We start from the raw sequence: 19,063 nt of genomic DNA, 5'->3' as shown, positions 1-19,063 counted from the left end.
GGTCGTGTCGACGTGAGTAGTATAGCACTGTACAAATCATCAGCAAGGGCATCCTGCGGATGCCGCGCTATCCATCCGCTCACTAAAAGTAAGCGGTTTTTCGCGCTGATTGATAAAGCTCGGCTTTCGCATGGCGCATGACATCTTCGCAGGCCTGCTGGCGAGCCAGTTGGGTCAACAGCTTCTGGGTGACTTCAAAGCCTTTGCCCAGGCAGTGGTCGACTTCGTCTCGGCTAACCGTGGGCGACACGTCGTAGTCGATTTTCACCGTACGCCCTTTGCCTTCCAGGCGGTCTGCCAGCGCTCTAAGCCGCCACGCGATTCGCTCTTTCCAGTTTGCTGATTCTTCTGCGCCTTCGTTTACGCTAAACGTGCACTGCCATTCCGGTCTGTAAACCTTCATAGGAGAACCTCCACTGCGTTTGGAAAGAATGATCGATCGTGTTGTCGTACTCCGTCTGTCTGAAGATCTTGCTCTGCTACTATACCTGACTCGGGCCCTATTTCCGAAACGTCGACAGCCGTTATTCATTGCACAAGCTAGAGTCACCGTTATGACCCACCCCATGCCGGAAAGTTGCCCCTGTGGCAGCACGTTGCCACTGGCAGCCTGCTGCCAGCCGTTTCATCAGGGCCAGGCCATTCCAGAAACCCCGGAAGCCCTGATGCGTTCACGATACACCGCCTTTGCGTTGAATGAGCGTGACTATTTGCTGGCCACCTGGCACGCCACCACGCGCCCAGCCACACTGCCACCCGACCCCACGACGCAGTGGCAATCGCTGGTCATCGTGTCGGCACCGCAGCCTTCCCGCGATGAGGGGCACGTGCACTTCAAGGCAACGTTCAGAGAATCAGGCCGTTGGCATGTGCTCGAGGAGGCCTCGCGGTTCGTATGGGAAGAGCAGCGGTGGTGGTACGTCGACGGAAAGCCCACCGTGATCCGCCTGAAGCCGGGCCGTAACGATGCCTGCCCTTGTGGAAGCGGACGCAAATTCAAGGTATGTTGCCAGCTATAAGACTAAGTAGCATTAGGCACCTCCGATGAACGCGAAGCAAACCGAACGGCGACGACAGCGTGGCTTCAGGTCTTCATCGAGTGTCTTGCAGATGAGCAGTATCAACAGTTGGAAAGCCTGACCCAGCGGTTAGCGTTCGAGCGCTAGCCAGACCATCGACCGGAGCCACCACGTCTCATGCCCTTGAATACTCGTGATTTAGCCGCCGAGACGCTACTGCTGCTGGTGTCAGCGACGCTCCTGTGCATGGGCGCCACCAGCCTGTTGGTGGGGCTGGTGCTGCCACAAGTGGTGTTCGGCCCGATGCTGGTGCCGGATGCCGCGCTGGCGACGCTGCTGATCGGCGTCAGCCTGCTGGCCACGCTGTGCCAGTGGCGCGTGGTGAGGCTGGCAAGTGCCGGGGGCTTGACGGCGCTGCTGCTGTATACCTTGCTGCACAACCTGATGGCGCAGGGCGTCAGCGAATCGTGGGTCACTGGGCAACCGCGCATGACCAGTTTGGCGGCGGCAGTGTTGCTGGTGGTCAATGTCTGCCTATGGCGCGGGGTCGAAGGGGTAGCAAGACAGCGCTGGTGGCGCGCGACAGGCATAGGTTTGCTGCTATTTGGCGGCGTGGTGGTTCTCCAGCTATGGCGTCCTCAGGCAAGCCAGGCGACGCTATTCACCTTCTCGCCTCTGGCGGTACTAGTGTTCATCGTGCTATTGGCGGTTGCGCTGTTGGTGGCCGGCTGGCGGCAGCGTCATGAGCGGCTCAGCCCGGGCCGCTTGACCGTGGTGGTCGGGTTGGCAGGGGTGTTGGCCAGTAGTCTGGCGTGGTTGCTGCTGAGCATGCATCAACGCTCTTCCATCGAGCAGCAGGCGGGTTATCTGCTGGATAGCGTGCAGCTCAATGCCGAGCAGGTGATGACGGAAAGGCTGCTGTTGATGCAGCGTATGGCCGAACGCCTGGCAACGGTAGAGGGCCAACCGCGTGACGTGTTGTTGACCCGCGACGCCCAGAACTATTTTCGTGACACACTCAGCCTGCATGCGATTGCACTGATGGATGCGTCGGGAGTGCTGTCATGGTCGCAGGGACGCAGGCACACCAGCGATATCTGGCTGCTGGAGCAACTGAGCACTCCGTCTGTCCAGGCATGGGCTGATATTCCGTTCGATCGTCCGCGCCTCTTGATACCGGACAGCCTCCAGCCTAATAACGTGATCATGTTGATCCCCATCCCGGATAGTGCACAACGGTTGCTGGCTTCGTTCAACCTGGGCGAGCTGCTGAGTAATGAATTGCGCCTGGCACTTGGGCCGTTTCATGTGGATGTCAGCCGCCTTCAGCACCGTCTGGTGCGGCTGCACCCTTCCGGGTTCACGGTCGATGATGGCGAAGCCTCCACACTGATGCTGGCATCTCGGCATATGGGGTTGCCGGGGGGGATCAACCTCATGCTGAGCGCCTATCCCGGCCAACACTACAACTGGGCACTGTTGGGCGTGATGCCGCTGAGCGTCACGCTGGGTGGGCTGGTGATGAGCTGGCTGCTGGCGTTCAGCGTGGGGTTGATGGGCGCGAGCGTGGCGCGTGCCAGGGAGCTTGCCGAGGCGCGCCACTCTTTGGCCGACAGCGAACAGCGCTATCGTTCGCTGTTTGCGCACCATCCTGACGCCGTGTTTGCGGTGGACGGCAACGGCTGCTTCACCGAGGCGAATGCTACCTGTGGTCATGTGACCGGCATTCCGCGAGAAGAAATCTTGCAGCATCACTTTGCAAATTTTATCGAACCCACCGATATGCTGCGTGTGGCGCAGCAGTTTCAAAAGGTGCTGGGCGGTGAAATCGCGCGCTTCGAAGTCTCGCTGCGCCACCGTGATGGCCAGCAGCGCTTGCTGGATGTGATCGGTATTCCGATCACGGTCAATGGTCGAGTCGACGGAGTGTACGGCATTGCACAGGACGTCACCGCAAGCCGTGCCCAGCAGACTCGTCTGCGCATTCTGGAGCGCAGCGTGGAAGCCAGCGTGAACGGCGTGCTGATTGCCGATGCCCGCGCACCGGATTTGCCGATCATCTACGCCAATCGTGCGTTTAGCGTGATGACCGGCTACTCGCTGGAAGACGTCATTGGTCGGAACTGTCGTTTTCTGCAAGGGCCGGAGAGCGACCCGGACATGGTGGAGACGCTGCGCTGCGGCCTCCAGAACCAGCGAGAGACCCACGTCACGCTGTGCAATTATCGCAAGGATGGTACGCCGTTCTGGAACGACCTCTACGTCGCACCGGTGCGGGGCCAGGATGGCGGGGTGACCCATTTCGTCGGCGTTCAGCACGATATTTCCAAGCACAAGGCCTACGAAGCTCGCCTGGCCTATCATGCCACCCATGACGACCTGACTCGCTTGCCTAACCGCATGCATTTCGAAGAAGCCCTGCAGGCACAGTTTGCCCAGGCACAGCTGGGGGGGGCACGCCATCAGCGTGCTGTTCGTGGATCTGGACGATTTCAAGCCGATCAACGACAGCCTGGGGCATGCCGTGGGTGATCAGGTATTGATCGAAGTAGGCCAGCGGCTGAAGGCGGCACTGCGCCAGGAAGATACGGTGGCCCGCTTGGGCGGTGACGAGTTCGTGCTGCTGATTTCGTCGGTCAGTGACGAAAAGCAGGTGATCGACATCGTCGAGCGCCTGTTGCCCGCCTTGGCTCGCCCTTACTGCATCGATGGCCACGAGCTGTACCTGACGGCCAGTGTCGGCATCGCCATCAGTGGGCCGACCACACCCCAGCCACAAAGCTTGATTCAGCAGGCAGACATGGCGATGTACAAGGCCAAGCAGCAAGGGCGCAATGCGTATGCCTGGTTCAGTAACGACATCAACGAACTGGCCAGCGAGCGCGTCATCCTGCGCAACGATTTGCAGGAAGCCATCGATCATCAAAACTTCGAGCTGCACTATCAGCCACTGTTCGACGGCGCCGGCAACATCGTCAGCGTAGAAGCCCTGGTACGTTGGCGGCACCCCGTGAAAGGCTATATTTCTCCGGCGCGTTTCATTCCGCTGGCCGAGGCAACGGGGCAGATCGTGCCCATCAGCGAGTGGGTCCTGCAGCGTGCCTGTACCGACATGCTGAGCCTGCAGCAAAAGGGGTTGGGAAGCCTGAAGGTGGCGGTCAATCTCTCGCCTTTGCAGTTTCATCGCGCAAGCTTTCTGGCGACGCTGCGCCAGACGCTCTCGTCGACCGGTCTTCCTGCCGAGCAGCTGACGCTGGAACTGACCGAAGGCATCCTGATGAACAACACCGAGGCGGCAATTGGTATTCTGCATGCGCTGCGCAGCATGCAGGTGAGCGTCGCCATTGATGACTTCGGCACCGGCTACTCGAGCTTGAGCTATCTGAAACACCTGCCCATCAGCACCATCAAGATCGATCGCAGCTTCATCAACGAGCTGATTCACAGCGATGACGATGCCGCCATCGTGCAGGGCATCATTTCCATGGCCCACCATTTGGGGCTTGGCGTGGTGGCCGAAGGGGTCGAGAATGACGCCCAGCACCAACGTTTGATGACTTACCGCTGTGACATGTTCCAGGGCTTCGGGCTGGCCAAGCCCATGCCGCTGGCGGAACTCGAAAACATCATGGCGGCGTTCACGGCTTCGACTACCCCTGGCTGACGAGAAAACATGGCGTTGACCACCACGACCTGGTACCTGTATCTGCTGGAGTGTCGCCGAGGCACCTATGTGGGCATCACCAATGACCTGACAAGGCGCTACCAGGCCCACCGAACCGGCAAGGGCGCGCGCTACACCCGTGCGCACCCGCCCACGGCGCTATTAGGGGCGCAGCCGTTTCCTGATCGCGCCACGGCCAGCCAGGCCGAGTACCGCTTGAAACAGCGCACCCCGGATCAAAAGCGCCACTGGGCCCGCCAATGGCCGGTCGAAGGGTGGCACCCGGAAAGCGAGTAAACACACCATGGCAACAGGAGCTTTCATGCGTACGTTTTTTTCCGAGGATAGTCGTCTGCGTCAGGCGCGCAGTGAACTGCACGATGGCACGCTGGTCAGCCCCTTCGAGTGCCCGGAGCGTATGGATCTCGTGCTGGCGGCGCTGGCGCAGGCCAATATCGAGGTGCAGGCGCCGCAGGCCTATGGGCTCGACCCCGTGCTGGCGGTACACGATGCAGACTACGTGGCGTTCCTGGAAGGCTGCTGGCAGGCATGGCAGGCCGCCGGTCATGAAGGCGAGGCCATTCCCAATATCTGGCCAGCGCGGACCCTGCGCGGCGACCGCATACCGCGTTCGGTGAGCGGCCAGCTGGGCTACTATGCGCTGGCCGCCGAAACCTCGATCAGCGAGGGGACGTTTGCGGCGGCTATGGCCAGCAAGGACACTGCGCTGGCCGCCGTAGAGCATACGCTGGCCACCGGCGAGCCCAGTTTTGGGCTGTGCCGCCCGCCCGGCCATCACGCAGCCTTCGATCAGTTCGGTGGCTACTGCTTCTTCAACAATGCCGCCATTGCTGCCCAGCGGGCCCTGGCCAGCGGCATGCATCGCGTGGCCGTGCTGGACGTGGACTTTCACCACGGCAACGGTACCCAGCAGATTTTCTACCAGCGTGACGATGTGCTGTTCGCTTCCCTGCATGGCGACCCCGACGTGACCTTTCCCTACTTTTCCGGCTATGCCGACGAAACGGGGGAGGGCAAGGGAGAGGGCTACACGCTGAACTACCCGCTGCCGCCCGGTACGTCGGTGGCGCGGTGGATGGCGGCGTTGGACGATGCCTTGACCCGGATTGCCCAGGCCGAGTGTGAGCTGGTGGTGGTGTCGCTGGGCGTGGACATCTTCGAAGGCGACCCGATCAGCGCTTTTACCTTCCAGCACGCCGACTTTACGGCCCTTGGCCAGCGGCTGGCTCAGAGCGGTTTGCCCTGCGTCTTTTTACTGGAAGGGGGCTATGCAGTGGGGGATATCGGTGTCAATGTGGTGAATGTCTTGCAGGGCTTTGGTGCGGGTGCGAGATGACAAAGGCACCAAATTCGGGCAGTCTTATGCCTTTTTAGCCTATCAATGATGGCGGGAGCGTGTCGTGGCAGTCTACGGCGGAATACAGGCACATGAAGTGGAGCGTTGGCTGAATGCCCTCACCAACGCGGCCTATGACCGACGCTGCCCGCTCTCCAAAGTGCATGGCGGCAACGCCCGTGCGCGCACCGCTCGCCAGGACCTGCTTTATCTGGCGACCTCGTTTCGCGGTGGCGAGCGCAGTCGCGAAGCCGTTGCCGACGGCTTGAGCCGCTGGTGCCAGCACTACCTCAGCGAAGCGGAGTGGTACGTGCTAGTGGGCGGTCGCAAGCCGCCCTCCTCGAATGTTACCAGCACCGCACCTCTCGCGGATCAGCCCCATGATGCCCAAGCCGGTAGCGAGCCTGCCGCCCCTTCCATAGATGATGCCTCCTTGGAAGATCCCTTCGTGGACGACGCGCTAGACGCGCTTTATCAACACCGGGTGGGTTAACCCACGCCAGCCAGCGCTGTTACAATGGATGCATGAACAGTGCTCATGCCGTTTCGGCCACCGCCTCCCTCGATGACCCTTTTTACTACCTGGCGAATTTCCGCTTCGTGGTCGATTGGGTGCAGTCGCGTCACGGCGATTTGCTGAGTGCCGAGGAGCATCACGCCCTCCAGCAATGGTCACGGCTGCCGCGGGCTGCTCAAGCGCTGCTGGTACGCATGGTGATGCGCAAAGGCGAGCTGTTCCGCATCGATAAGCTCAGCTACCCCGAGATTGGCGACACCCAGCAGGCAATGGCCCCGCTACTGGCCCAGGGGTGGGTCGACGAGACACCGCCGTTGAGCGTCGAGGCGCTATTTCGGCTGCTGCGCCTCAGCGAGCTGCGCGACGCCCTGCAACCGATGATCCTTGAGCTGGGCATCGCCCCCAAGGCGACCAAACGCGAACTTCAGGCGGCACTGACACCAGGGCTTACCGAGGCGCGCCCGCTGCAGCAGTGGTGGCCAGAGGCCACCACGAACATCGTGCGCCTCGACATCATGGCGCTATGCGACCGCCTGCGGCTGATGTTCTTTGGCAACCTGCGCCAGGACTGGGCCGAATTCGTGCTCACCGAGCTTGGCTTGCAGCGTTTCGAACAGCTTCCGCTCTCTTCGGATTCGCGTGCATTTCAGCGCCGCGAAGAGGTCGATACCTATCTCACGCTGCACCGCCTGCGCGAGCGCCTGGAGAGCGGCGAGGCGCCGGGAGTGCTCGCCACTGACGTGCCCGCTGCCTTCGGCAACCGCTGGCTGGACGCCCGCCGCTCGCGGCTGCTGCTGACCCTGGGGCACACGGCAGAGCGCAGCGGTGAGGCGGCCCTGGCCCTGGCGCTATATGCCGAGTCCAGCAACAGCGAAGCGCGCATTCGTCGACTGCGAGTGCTGGAGCGCCTGGGCCGCTATCAGGAGGCTTACGCGCTTGCCGAGGCGTCGCTCGATCAGGCAGGCGAGAGCGAAGCCCAGGCGCTGGGACGCCTGCTGCCACGCCTGACGCGCAAGTTGAATTTGCCCGCCCCACTGGCCGCCAAAGCCGTCGATGCCCCCACTTACGTGCTGGAGCTGCCCGGGCCGCAGCCGGTGGAGCGCGCCGTTGCCGAGCACTTATCCACCGCCCGTGCGCCGGTCTTCTATGTGGAAAACTGCCTGATCACCGGGCTGTTCGGTCTGCTGTTCTGGCCAGTCATTTTCAAGCCGCTGCCGGGAGCGTTCTTTCACCCGTTCCACAGCGGGCCTGCGGACCTCTATCGCGAAGACTTCGTGGGCCAGCGCCAGGCAGAGATCGACGCCTGCCTGGCGCAGCTGGAGGATGGCCGCTACCGCGCGACGATTCTAGCCACCTGGCAGGACAAGCAGGGCCTTGCTTCCCCCTTCGTGCATTGGGGAGTGCTGAGCGAACCGCTGGTCACCATGGCGCTTGACTGCCTGCCCGCCGCGCACCTGCGCGGCTGTTTTACCCGCCTGCTGGGGGATCTCAAGCACAATCGCGCAGGCCTGCCGGACCTCATTCAGCTGATGCCGGAAGCAGCGGATGGCGAGCCGCGCTATCGGATGATCGAGGTCAAAGGGCCGGGGGACCGCCTGCAGGATAACCAGCGCCGCTGGATCGACTTCTTCTGCCGCCAGGAGATGCCCGTCGAGGTTTGCCACGTGCGCTGGCAGCCCCACCCATGAGCCGCTATCGCGTGGCGGTGCGTACCCTGTGTGACTTCACCGCCCGCCAGGGTGACTTGGACCACCGCTTTACGCCCGCACCCAGTGCTCAGGAGGGCATCGAGGGGCACGCTCTGGTGGCCAGGCGGCGGGAAAAGATCCCCGGTTATCTCGCCGAACTGCCGCTCTCCGCTGAGTATCAGGGGCTGCGCGTGTCTGGCCGCGCCGATGGTTTCGATGTGGCGGGCAACTGTGTCGAAGAGGTCAAGACCCATCGCGGTAGCCTGGCGCGCATGGCGGATAACCAAAGGGCGCTGCACTGGGCGCAGGTGAAAGTGTACGGCGCGCTGCTCTGTGCCGAACGGGGCCTTGCGCATATCACGCTGGCGCTGGTGTACCTGGAGATTGCCAGCGGTCAGGAAACCCGGCTGACCTGCGAAGCCCGCGCCGATGAGCTGGAAACGTTTTTTGCCCACCAGTGCCAGCGCTTCCTGGCCTGGGCCGACCGGGAGGCGGCCCACCGCGAGCGCCGCGATGCATGGCTCGCCACGCTGAGCTTTCCCCATGCGGATTTTCGCCCCGGCCAGCGGGCACTGGCCGAGGATGTCTTCAAGGCGGCCAGCACCGGCCGCTGCCTGCTGGCCCAAGCGCCCACCGGTATCGGCAAGACCCTGGGCACGCTGTTTCCCATGCTCTCCGCGATGCCCCGCCAGCGGCTCGACCGCATCGCCTTTCTGACCATGAAAACCCCCGGCCGCCGCCTAGCGCTGGATGCCCTCACCCGTTTACAGGCCCCCGCACAGCCGCTGCGGGTGCTGGAGCTGGTGGCGCGTGACAAGGCCTGCGAGCACCCCGGTACGGCGTGCCAGGGCGATGCCTGCCCGCTGGCAAAAGGCTTTTACGATCGCCTGCCCGCGGCCCGTCAGGCGGCGGTGGAACATGGCTGGCTAGACCGCGAGGCCCTGCGCGAGGTGGCGCTGGCGCATCAGGTGTGCCCTTACTACCTGGGCCAGGAGCTGGCCCGCTGGGCCGATGTGGCCGTGGGGGATGTCAATCACTGGTTCGATAGCCACGCGCTTTTGCACGGGCTGGCCCAGGCCAACGACTGGCGGGTGGGCCTGCTGGTGGATGAAGCCCATAATTTGGTCGAGCGTGCCCGTGGCATGTACAGCGCTGCGCTCTCCCAGCAGCGTCTGAGCTACCTGCGGCGTCACTCCCCACCGGCGCTGGCCAAGCCCTTGGCGCGCGTTGGCAGGCAGTGGCAGGCCCTCAACAAGGCGGTAGCAGACCATGCGCCGGAGCGTCGTTATCACCTGCTGGATACGCTACCCACCAAATTGTTGGGTGCACTGCATACCTTGGCCGGGGCGATCACGGATTATCTGGTGGAGCATCCCGACGGGGCGAGCCAGACGCTTCAGGAACTGCTGTTCGAGGCGCTGGCGTTCTGCCGTCTGGCAGAGCAGTTTGGCGATCATTCGCTGTGCGACCTGGACGTCGCGGGGAAGGGCAGTGCCGTCCTCGGCCTGCGTAACGTGATCCCGGCGGATTTTCTTGGCCCGCGCTTCAAGCGTGCCCACTGCGCGGTGCTGTTCTCCGCCACGCTGTCGCCCTTTCACTACTATCGTGACCTGCTGGGGCTGCCGGAGCACAGCGTGTGGCGCGAGGTGGCGTCTCCCTTCGTGGCGCAGCAGCTGGAAGTGCAGCTGCGCACGGATATCTCCACCCGTTACCATCACCGCGGGGCCTCGGTGGCGCCCATCGTGGCTACCCTGGCGGCGCAGTACCAGCGCCACCCGGGGCATTACCTGGCGTTCTTCAGCAGCTTTGCCTACCTGGAACAGGTGCTGGCTGCGTTTGCCCAGGCCCACCCGGACATTCCCGTGTTTGCCCAGACGCGCAGCATGCAGGAGGCCGAGCGCGACGCTTTTCTGGCGCGTTTTACGCCTGGCGGCTGCGGCATCGGTTTTGCAGTGCTGGGGGGCGCTTTCGCGGAGGGGATCGACCTGCCCGGCGAGCGGTTGATCGGTGCCTTTGTGGCCACGCTGGGCTTGCCGCCCTTCAACGACTTCAACGAAGCGCTGAAGGCTCGGCTACAGGCGCGCTTTGGGCGTGGAGACGACTATACCTACCGTGTGCCGGGCATGGTCAAGGTCGTACAGGCGGCGGGCCGGGTGATCCGTGGCCCCGAGGACCGTGGGGTTGTGGTATTAATGGATGACCGCTTTTCCCAGGCGCGTATACGGGCGCTGCTGCCACGCTGGTGGCAGTTGGATACCCCTTGACGCTGAGTCACGTCCCCTAACCCATAACCACAAGGACCGCATTGCACCATGGCCGATCTACTCTGGTACCAGTACGTACTCATTGGGCTGATCTTTGCCTGGAGTGGCTTCGTGCGCACCAGTTTGGGCTTTGGCGGCGCCGTGCTGGCGCTGCCGTTCTTGCTGCTGGTCAGCAACGAGCCGCTGGTCTTTCTGCCCATCATTGCCATTCATCTGCTGATCTTCTCCAGCTGGATTGCCTGGAACGGGCACCGGCAGGTGCGGCAGGCGGGCCATGGGGCCGCGGTGCAAAGCAATATCGATTGGGGGTATCTGGTCAAGGCGCTGAAGATCATGATCATCCCCAAGCTGGTCGGGGTGGTGGGCCTGCTGACCCTGCCCAACCATGTCATGACCAGCATCATCTTTGGCATCGTGATCATCTACGCCATTGGCTACGTCTTGAACAAGCCGTTCCAAAGCAAGCACCGCTATGTGGATTACCTGCTGCTGGGGCTGGGCGGCTATGTCAGCGGCACCTCGCTGATTGGCGCGCCGCTGATCGTGGCGGTGTTTGCCGCCCATGTGGCCAAGGAGCAGCTGCGCGATACCATGTTCGTGCTGTGGTTCATCCTCGTGGTCATCAAGATGGTGTCGTTCGTGGTGGCGGGGGTCGACCTGCAGCTGGTGCATCAGCTATGGCTGTTGCCGTGCGCTCTCATTGGCCACCTGCTGGGAGAAAAGGCGCACCGTTACCTGCTCCATGCCGATACCGGGCTGTTCTTTCGGGTGCTGGGGGCGGTGCTGATTCTGGTCAGCGTGGTGGGCTTGCTGAGCATGCCAGGCTAAATCACATTTCAAGAGGAGCGGTGGTCGCATGAGATTCATCGACGCGCTGGCCAGCCTGCAACGTGCAGGCCAGCTGCACAGATCCCTTCGGCGAGCGACCCACGGCATCGTGTGGCTCGTGCTGCCGCTGGCGCTACCTGCCATGGCTAGCTGCCCGGCAGCGTCCACCACGGACCTGGCGCACATCAAAGGCATTGGCGAGCAGTCCGCCCTCGCCGAAGGCCAGCGCGTGACCATCGATGGCGTCGTGACCGGGGAGTTTCTGGGGCGCGAGCGCCTCAGCGGGTTCTACCTGCAGCAAACCACCGAGCAGGGCCCGGTAGGCATATTCGTGTATGCGCCGGAGCTGGCCGAGCACAAGGCCGCGCAGGTAGTGGCGGGCCAGCATCTGCAGCTACAGGCGCGTACAGGAAGCTTTCGCGGCAACCCCCAGCTGCAGCGCGTCACTCGGCTGGTGACCTGTGACAGCGCAGGCGAGCTGCCCGAGCCCATTGCGTTATCCTGGCCCCAGGGCGCGGCCTCGCTGGACGCCATGGAAGCGCTATTGGTCACTTTCCCTGAGCCGCTGACGGTCACCGATAACCATGATCTGGGCCGTTACGGCACGCTGGCGCTGGCCAGCGAGCGACGCTTTCGGCCGACCCATAGTGCCGCTCAGGCAGCTCCTTCGCCTGCGCCACTGCTGCTGGACGATGGCAGCTACCGCACGAACCCCGACCCCGTGCCCTATCTGAACGAGCAGGGCACCCGCCGCGTAGGCAGCACCCTCGACGGGCTGACCGGAGTGCTCACCCACGCCTTTGGCGACTACCGTCTGCACCCCACGCAAGCGGTCACGTTCACCGACAGCAACCCCCGCCCCGGCCCGCTGGAAGCACCGGGTGATGCCCTGCGGGTGGCTACCTTCAACGTCGAGAACTACTTCATCACCCTGGGGGAGCGTGGTGCCGCCAATGCGCCCGCGCTGGAGCGCCAGCGCGGCAAGCTGGCAGCGGCCATCGCGGGGCTGGAGGCGGATATTCTGGCGCTGATCGAAATAGAGAACCGCCCCGACGCGCTGACCGATCTGGTCGAGCAGTTGCACCAGCGCACGGGGATTCGCTACCAGCCGGTGGGCGAGCCCGAGCGTCATGGAACGGACGCCATTCGGGTGGCGTTGCTCTATCGGCCGGACCGAGTGGAAGCCCTGGGAGCCTTGCATATCGACCGTGACGATGCCCACGACCGACCGCCGCTGGCCGGCTTCTTCCGCAGTGTGCGAGGTGGGCCAGAGGTAGGGGTAGTGACCGCGCACTTCAAGGCCAAATCTGGCTGCCCCGCGCAGGGGGATATCGACCGTGGCCAAGGCTGCTGGAACGAACGACGTGTTGCCCAGGCGCAGGCCACCCAGCGTTTTCTGGACACCTTGCGCGAGGAAGCGGGCCACGAGCGTTTGCTGCTACTGGGGGACCTCAATGCCTACGGTGCCGAAGACCCGATCCGCACTTTGGTACATGCAGGCATGACCGACCTGATCGCGCGTCATCTCCCCGCCGAGCGCCGTTACACCTACGTGTTTCGCGGTGAGTCCGGGTATCTCGACCACGCCCTGGCCAGCGCTGAACTGGCCGAGGCCGTGCAGCAGGTGCATACCTGGCCCATCAACGCCGACGAGCCGCGTTTTTTGAGCTACGACCAACAGCCGGACGACACCCCGCTCAGCCCGTTTCGCTCGTCAGACCACGACCCCATCGCGGTGGATCTGGTATGGCCATGAAACGTGGCGGGCGCTGATGAGGGGCGCAAAAACAAAAACGGCCACTTGCTATAAAAGCTAAGTGGCCGTTTTCGTTGAATTCTTGGTCGGAATAGCAGGATTCGAACCTACGACCTCTGCCTCCCGAAGGCAGCGCTCTACCAAGCTGAGCTATATTCCGAGGGTTGCCAAGGCGTGCTTAACAACGGGACGAATCATACGCAGGCGAAGGGCTTTTTTCAAGCCTCTTTTTTCATGCCCTTTCTTTGTACAACGCGAAAAGCGTTGTCGGTTACGCTTGGCGATCTACGGCTAAGCGGGCAAGTTGAGCCATGCTGTCGCGATAAGGGCTGGGGGGCAGGGCATCTAGCTCAGCCAGTGCTTTGTCCGCCATCTCTTCTGCCCGTGCGCGGGTGTACGCCAGCGCCCCGGTGTCGTGAATAATCGCCAGTACGTCGTCTAGCTGTTCAAGACCGCCTTTGCGAATCACCTGGCGGATCAGCTTGGCCTGTTCGGGGGTGCCGCGCTCCATGGCGTGAATCAGCGGCAGGGTCGGTTTGCCCTCGGCCAGATCGTCGCCTACGTTCTTGCCCATGGCGTCGGCGTCGCCCTGGTAGTCCAGCAGGTCGTCGATGAGCTGGAAGGCCAGGCCGAGATAGCGGCCGTAGTACTGCAGCGCGCGCTCCTGCTCCGGGGTGGCATCGGCCAGCACCGCGCCGCTGTGGGAAGCGGCTTCGAACAGCATGGCGGTTTTGCCCTGAATGGTCTCGAAGTAGTCGGCTTCCGAGATGCTCGGGTTGCCGATGTTGGTCAACTGGAGGACTTCGCCTTCTGCGATGACACAGGTCGCGCCGGAGAGGATCGCCATGATGCGCATGGAGCCGACATCCACCATCATCTGGAACGAACGGGAGTAGAGGAAATCGCCTACCAGCACCGAGGGCGCATTGCCCCAGGCGTCGTTGGCGGTTTTCTTGCCACGGCGCATGTGCGACTCGTCCACCACGTCGTCATGCAGCAGGGTCGAGGTGTGCATGAACTCGATCAGCGTGGCGAGGGTGATGTGCTTGTCGCCCTCGTAGCCCAGCGAGCGCGCTGCCAGCAGTACCAGCAGCGGGCGCAGGCGTTTGCCGCCGCTTTCGATGATGTACTGGCCGATGGTTTCCACCAGCGGCACGCGAGAATTCAACTGCGTCACAATGGTGCGGTTGACGGCCTCAAAATCGTCGGCCACCACGGCGTGCAGCGGTGAAGGCGAAGGGCTGGCAGGCGGGGTTGAGGAGACGTTGGCTGTCATGGGTTCCGTTCATCGCGGCAGGTAAGAGAGTGGGGGTCATGCTATGGGGCTGCCTGTGAGGCGTCAAGGCATAGCGGCGCCGGGCGGGCGGCGGGGTGATTGACAAGCCCCGGTGGCCTTGTGGTAAAGCGCGATAGTCGTTATAATCCGCGACCCACTCATCATGCTCCCTGTCAGATGGCTGCCAAAAGAGGCGCCACTCGCAGCAGGTCGATAAGAGCGGAAGGCGATGAGCGTTGGTTACGCGGGGCGTAACTGGCATTAACGACAAGTCCGGAGAGCGACATGTACGCAGTTATCAAAAGCGGTGGCAAACAGTACCGCGTTCAAGAAGGTCAGACCCTCAAGCTCGAAAAAATCGAAGTCGCGACCGGCGAAACGATTGAATTCGATGAAGTGCTGCTGGTTGCAGACGGCGACGACGTGAACATTGGCGCACCTTTCATCAGCGGTGCCAAAGTTTCCGCCGAAATCGTTTCCCACGGCCGTGGCGACAAAGTCACCATCATCAAGTTCCGCCGCCGGAAGCACCACATGAAGCGTCAGGGCCACCGCCAGTGGTTCACTGAAGTCAAAATTACCGGAATTTCTGCGTAAGCAGTCACTTCCCTTTAGGAGGATTTTGCAATGGCACATAAAAAGGCAGCCGGCTCCACGCGTAACGGTCGCGATTCCGAATCCAAACGCCTGGGTGTGAAACTGTACGGTGGCCAAGCGGCAACCGCCGGTAACATCATCGTGCGTCAGCGCGGCACGCGCTTCCACGCCGGTACTGGCGTTGGCCTGGGCCGTGACCACACGCTGTTCGCTCTGAACGACGGTGTCGTCAAGTTCGAGACCAAAGGTCCGAAAAACCGTAAATTCGTCAGCATCGTTTCTGCCTAAGCAACTCAGGTTGCGCAGTGCGAAGATGACGAAAGAAAAGCCCCGCCATGGCGGGGCTTTTTTGTCTTTTCAAGCCCTTTTGCCCGTACCGGGAACAGGGTGATGCAGTCAGGGCGGCGGAAGCGGCCGGGAGAATCCAATGCAGTTCGTCGATGAAGCCTCGATCATTGTTGAGGCAGGTAAAGGCGGCAATGGCTGTCTGAGCTTTCGCCGCGAGAAATATGTGCCCAAGGGTGGCCCGGACGGTGGTGATGGTGGCCACGGGGGCAGTGTTTATCTGATTGGTGACGATTCGCTGAATACCTTGATCGATTTCAAGTTTCAGCGCTTCTACAAGGCCGAGAACGGCCAAGGCGGCATGGGTCGCCAGATGAGCGGCAAGGCCGGTGAAGACCTGCACGTCAAGGTGCCGGTAGGCACCACCGTGATCGATGAGGACACCCTCGAAGTGATCGCCGATGTGACCGAGATCGGGCAGGTCGTGCTGGTGGCGGCCGGTGGTCGTCGTGGCCTGGGTAACATCCACTTCAAATCCTCCACCAACCGCGCACCGCGCCGCACCACGCCGGGTACCGAAGGCGACCGCCGCAATTTGCGCCTGGAAATGAAGGTGATGGCGGATGTGGGCTTGCTGGGCATGCCCAATGCCGGCAAGTCGACGCTGATTCGTTCGGTGTCGGCGGCCAAACCGAAGGTGGCCAACTACCCCTTCACCACCCTGGTGCCGAACCTGGGCGTGGTGAAGCTGGGCATGCACGAGCACTTCGTGATGGCCGATGTACCGGGGCTGATCGAAGGCGCCTCCGACGGCGCAGGCCTGGGGCTGCGTTTTCTGAAGCACCTGACCCGGACGCGGCTGCTGTTCCACGTGGTCGATGTGGCGCCGTTCGACGAGTCCGATCCGGTCGAGGCTGCCCAGGCCATCGTGCACGAGCTGGGCCAGTTCTCACCGGCGCTCTCCGAACGGCCCCGCTGGCTGGTGCTGAACAAGTTCGACCTGCTGCCGGAGGAGGAGCGCGAAGCGCGGGCCCAGGCGATCATCGATGCGTTGAACTGGGAAGGCCCGGTGTTCCGTATTTCGGCGATCAGCAGCGAAGGCACCGACAAGCTGGTGCAGGCGGCGTACCGCTGGCTCACCGAGCAGCAGCGTCTGGAAAACGAAGACGAAGAGGCCCATGCCCGCGAGCAGGAGATGCGTCGCCGCATGGAAGAGGAGTCGGTGGCCCGTACCGAAGCGCGCCTTGGTCGTCGCCGCAAGCGCGATGACGAAGAAGACGATGACGATTTCGACGACGATGATTACGATGTCGAAGTAGAGTACGCCCCGTAAACGGCAGGCGTGCCGACCAGGATGAATCGCGTGAGCGCAATGGCGTGGGAGAGTCGCGACGTGGAACACAACGAGCAGTTGCCGGGCCGTGAGGCGCTGAGTAGCGCCCGCCGGATAGTGGTCAAGATTGGCAGCGCGCTGCTCACCAACGATGGTCGCGGGCTGGATGAAGCGGCCATTGGCGGCTGGGTAGATCAAATTGCTGCCCTGCACCAGCAGGGTATCGACGTGGTGCTGGTCTCTTCGGGAGCCGTGGCGGCAGGCATGGTACGCCTGGGGTGGCAGGCACGCCCCAGCGCCGTGCATGAACTGCAGGCGGCGGCGGCCGTGGGGCAGAACGGGCTCACCCAGTGTTACGAGCAGCACTTTGCTCGCCACGGCATGCTCACCGCGCAAATTCTGCTCACTCACGACGACCTCTCCAACCGCAAGCGCTACCTGAACGCGCTGTCGGCGCTGCGCACCCTGGTCGAGATGCGCGTGGTGCCGGTGATCAACGAAAACGATACCGTCGTCACCGACGAGATCCGCTTTGGCGATAACGACACCCTGGGCGCGCTGGTGGCCAACCTGCTCGAAGCCGATGCGCTGCTGCTGCTCACCGATCAGGAGGGCCTGTTCGATGCCGACCCGCGCCATCATCCTGACGCTCGATTGATAGCCGAAGGCCGTGCCGATGACCCACGGCTGGCCGCCGTGGCAGGCAGCGGCGGTGCGCTGGGCCGAGGGGGCATGAGCACCAAGGTGCGTGCCGCGCAGCTGGCGGCGCGTTCCGGCGCGGTAACGGTGATCGCCAGCGGCCGTCAGCCCGAGGTGATCACCCGTATCGTGCAGGGCGAACCGCTGGGCACGCTGCTGCGCCCGGACCAGGCGCCCATGGCGGCCCGCAAGCGCTGGCTGGCAGGGCAGCTACAGGTACGCGGTACGCTGGTGCTGGATGCCGGTGCGGTCAACGTGCTGCGCGGCAAAGGCTCCAGCCTGCTGGCCGTGGGCGTGCGGGACGTACAGGGCAGCTTCAGACGCGGCGACATGGTGCTGTGTGTGGACGAACAGGGCGCACGGGTCGCCAAGGGGCTGGTCAACTACGGTGCCGATGAGGCACGCCAGCTGGCGGGCCAGCCCAGCCACCAGATCGAGGCCATCCTTGGCTATGTGGAGTCCCACGAGCTGATTCATCGCGATAATCTGGTGGTGGTGTAAGGCGGCAGCGGTATTTGCTGTGGCCAGCCGTCCGGCACGATCATCACCCGCAACGGAGGGTGAGCCGGGTGGCTGAGCATCACCTGCTGAGGCCCGTAGCGGTCGATCAGCGTCATCACGCTGGCCGTTTTTAGTGCCAGTGCATCGAAGGCTTCCGGCAGCGGCGGCGCCAGCCAGTGAGGCTTTTCCAGCCAGGCCATGCTGGGTGCGTCGGCGTAGCTCTCTGCCAGTGCTGGCCAATCCTTTCTGTAGCACCACAGCCCGCGCCGGTGGTCAGGCGTTGCCCCGTCCGGCGGTGGCAGGGTTGCGTGCCATGGGTAGAACAAGACGCCGGGCATAGCGACTCGGGGCTGCAAGGCGGGCAGGGTTTCGCCGCTGTCACGGGGGGCGAGCCAGTGGCGCAGCAAGTGTCGCGCAGGTGGCGTACACGACAGCGGCAGCTGATGCTGGCGCAGGTGCTGGCACTTCAGCGCCAGACTATCCAACCCTCCGGGGCCGACCCAACGGCTCTGGCTCGTCTGCTCTCCAGGCCCTTCGGGCAACCCCAGATAAAACTTGATGGCCACCTCCAGGTGGATGGGCGCCGGGTTCTGCCGAGTACGGTAAAGAATATCCAGCTCGCCCAGCGTCAGGCGGCGCTGGGTAATGCGCACGTTGTGGCCCAGCAGGCGAGTGTTGGGCGCGCTGTCCAGCAGCAGATGCCACAGCCGTTCATGGTAATGCCCCATGCGCTGAGGCGGTACACGACGTGTCGGTCGAGCAGCCGTCTGTCGAGGCACGGCCTGTGGAGACTCATCCTGCCGAAAATGGTCCACATGGCGGGCCAGCCAGGCGTGACGCTGTGCGGCGCTGGCCAGGCCCAGCTCGGCGGGGGTGGGGCGGCCAGCCAGATGCTCGGCCAGCGTCACCAGGTCCGGGGTTGCCAGCAGCCACAGCATGTCGCGCAGCAGCCGCTGCGGCGAGTGGGGCCAGACGCCTTCCAGGCAGCCGTCGCTCATGCCATCAACGCAGCCAGAGGGCCAGCAGCGTCAGGGCAATCAATACGACCAGCGTGGCAGTGCCCAGGTGGCGGGCGTAGTGGTGCAGCATGCGAACCTCTCTCAGACGATGTCGAAGCGATCGGAAAAAATGTGCGTCGGCGGGATGCCGTGGGCAATCAGCCCGCGTTCGGCGCTATCCATCATCGGGTCTGGGCCGCAAATCTGACACTCCCCGCCCGCCGCGCTTCGCGCTTTGGGCGAGGGTTCTGAGATCACCCCCAGAACCTTCCTGCTTCCAC

At 63.1% G+C, this 19,063-nt stretch carries 17 protein-coding genes and 1 tRNA gene; 14 read left to right on the top strand and 4 right to left on the bottom strand.

What is annotated here, in order from left to right; genetic code table 11:
- Positions 1–82: 82 nt before the first annotated feature.
- The gene (locus CWI66_RS15590; RefSeq protein ID WP_100732195.1) at positions 83–403 is read right to left on the bottom strand and encodes a hypothetical protein; all 321 of its coding nucleotides are present in this window, start codon (positions 401–403) and stop codon (positions 83–85) included.
- A 151-nt stretch (positions 404–554) separates the two neighbouring features.
- Here CWI66_RS15590 and CWI66_RS15585 point away from each other — a divergent pair, with 151 nt between their 5' ends.
- From CWI66_RS15585 to CWI66_RS15545, 10 genes are all read left to right on the top strand, one after another.
- Positions 555–1,019 (top strand): YchJ family protein, encoded by a 465-nt coding sequence (locus CWI66_RS15585; RefSeq protein ID WP_100732194.1) that lies wholly within the window; start codon positions 555–557, stop codon positions 1,017–1,019.
- 177 nt (positions 1,020–1,196) lie between these two features.
- Positions 1,197–3,551, top strand: coding sequence for a PAS domain S-box protein (locus CWI66_RS15580; RefSeq protein WP_232710946.1), 2,355 nt, complete (start codon positions 1,197–1,199; stop codon positions 3,549–3,551).
- Complete coding sequence (locus CWI66_RS18425) at positions 3,496–4,683, top strand: putative bifunctional diguanylate cyclase/phosphodiesterase (RefSeq protein ID WP_232710944.1); 1,188 nt, start codon at positions 3,496–3,498, stop codon at positions 4,681–4,683. Before CWI66_RS15580 ends, CWI66_RS18425 begins: the two co-directional genes overlap by 56 nt.
- A 9-nt stretch (positions 4,684–4,692) precedes the next feature.
- Positions 4,693–4,980 carry a GIY-YIG nuclease family protein gene (locus CWI66_RS15575; RefSeq protein ID WP_100732193.1) on the top strand — a complete coding sequence of 96 codons (288 nt, stop codon included), beginning with the start codon at positions 4,693–4,695 and terminating at the stop codon, positions 4,978–4,980.
- Positions 4,981–5,005: 25 nt separating this feature from the next.
- The gene (locus tag CWI66_RS15570; RefSeq protein ID WP_100732192.1) at positions 5,006–6,040 is read left to right on the top strand and encodes a histone deacetylase family protein; all 1,035 of its coding nucleotides are present in this window, start codon (positions 5,006–5,008) and stop codon (positions 6,038–6,040) included.
- Positions 6,041–6,104: 64 nt separating this feature from the next.
- Positions 6,105–6,533, top strand: a complete 429-nt coding sequence (locus tag CWI66_RS18420) for a hypothetical protein (protein ID WP_232710942.1) — start codon at positions 6,105–6,107, stop codon at positions 6,531–6,533.
- A gap of 32 nt (positions 6,534–6,565) precedes the next feature.
- Positions 6,566–8,245, top strand: coding sequence for a VRR-NUC domain-containing protein (locus CWI66_RS15560; RefSeq protein ID WP_100732191.1), 1,680 nt, complete (start codon positions 6,566–6,568; stop codon positions 8,243–8,245).
- The gene (locus CWI66_RS15555) at positions 8,242–10,509 is read left to right on the top strand and encodes an ATP-dependent DNA helicase (RefSeq protein ID WP_100732197.1); all 2,268 of its coding nucleotides are present in this window, start codon (positions 8,242–8,244) and stop codon (positions 10,507–10,509) included. Before CWI66_RS15560 ends, CWI66_RS15555 begins: the two co-directional genes overlap by 4 nt.
- A 48-nt stretch (positions 10,510–10,557) precedes the next feature.
- The gene (locus CWI66_RS15550) at positions 10,558–11,337 is read left to right on the top strand and encodes a sulfite exporter TauE/SafE family protein (protein WP_100732190.1); all 780 of its coding nucleotides are present in this window, start codon (positions 10,558–10,560) and stop codon (positions 11,335–11,337) included.
- 28 nt (positions 11,338–11,365) lie between these two features.
- Positions 11,366–13,093 carry an ExeM/NucH family extracellular endonuclease gene (locus CWI66_RS15545; protein WP_100732189.1) on the top strand — a complete coding sequence of 576 codons (1,728 nt, stop codon included), beginning with the start codon at positions 11,366–11,368 and terminating at the stop codon, positions 13,091–13,093.
- Positions 13,094–13,176: 83 nt separating this feature from the next.
- Here CWI66_RS15545 and CWI66_RS15540 read toward each other — a convergent pair.
- Both CWI66_RS15540 and ispB read right to left on the bottom strand, forming a co-directional pair.
- A tRNA-Pro gene (locus CWI66_RS15540) sits at positions 13,177–13,253 on the bottom strand.
- A 111-nt stretch (positions 13,254–13,364) separates the two neighbouring features.
- Complete coding sequence (gene ispB / locus CWI66_RS15535) at positions 13,365–14,369, bottom strand: octaprenyl diphosphate synthase (RefSeq protein WP_100732188.1); 1,005 nt, start codon at positions 14,367–14,369, stop codon at positions 13,365–13,367.
- Positions 14,370–14,654: 285 nt separating this feature from the next.
- On the opposite strand from ispB, the gene rplU reads away from it, so the two are divergent.
- The 4 genes from rplU to proB all read left to right on the top strand — a co-directional run bounded on the left by rplU (position 14,655) and on the right by proB (position 17,784).
- Positions 14,655–14,966, top strand: a complete 312-nt coding sequence (rplU, locus tag CWI66_RS15530; RefSeq protein WP_016915863.1) for a 50S ribosomal protein L21 — start codon at positions 14,655–14,657, stop codon at positions 14,964–14,966.
- A 30-nt stretch (positions 14,967–14,996) separates the two neighbouring features.
- Positions 14,997–15,254: a 50S ribosomal protein L27 gene (rpmA, locus tag CWI66_RS15525; protein WP_016915864.1), complete on the top strand. Its 258-nt coding sequence runs from the start codon at positions 14,997–14,999 to the stop codon at positions 15,252–15,254.
- Positions 15,255–15,393: 139 nt separating this feature from the next.
- Positions 15,394–16,584: an Obg family GTPase CgtA gene (gene cgtA, locus CWI66_RS15520; RefSeq protein WP_100732187.1), complete on the top strand. Its 1,191-nt coding sequence runs from the start codon at positions 15,394–15,396 to the stop codon at positions 16,582–16,584.
- Between the two features lie 39 nt (positions 16,585–16,623).
- Entirely contained in the window at positions 16,624–17,784 is a 1,161-nt protein-coding gene (gene proB / locus CWI66_RS15515; protein ID WP_232710948.1) for a glutamate 5-kinase, read from the top strand.
- Here proB and CWI66_RS15510 read toward each other — a convergent pair.
- The gene (locus tag CWI66_RS15510) at positions 17,757–18,782 is read right to left on the bottom strand and encodes a DUF1853 family protein (protein WP_100732186.1); all 1,026 of its coding nucleotides are present in this window, start codon (positions 18,780–18,782) and stop codon (positions 17,757–17,759) included. The two genes, proB and CWI66_RS15510, sit on opposite strands and share 28 nt — an antisense overlap.
- Between the last annotated feature and the right edge of the window lie 281 nt (positions 18,783–19,063).

The organism is Halomonas sp. 141 (assembly GCF_002810305.1).
In the GTDB taxonomy this organism is placed as follows: Bacteria; Pseudomonadota; Gammaproteobacteria; order Pseudomonadales; family Halomonadaceae; genus Vreelandella; species Vreelandella stevensii.
Note: the sequence above shows the minus strand (reverse complement) of the source record. Positions and strands in the feature narration are given on the sequence as shown.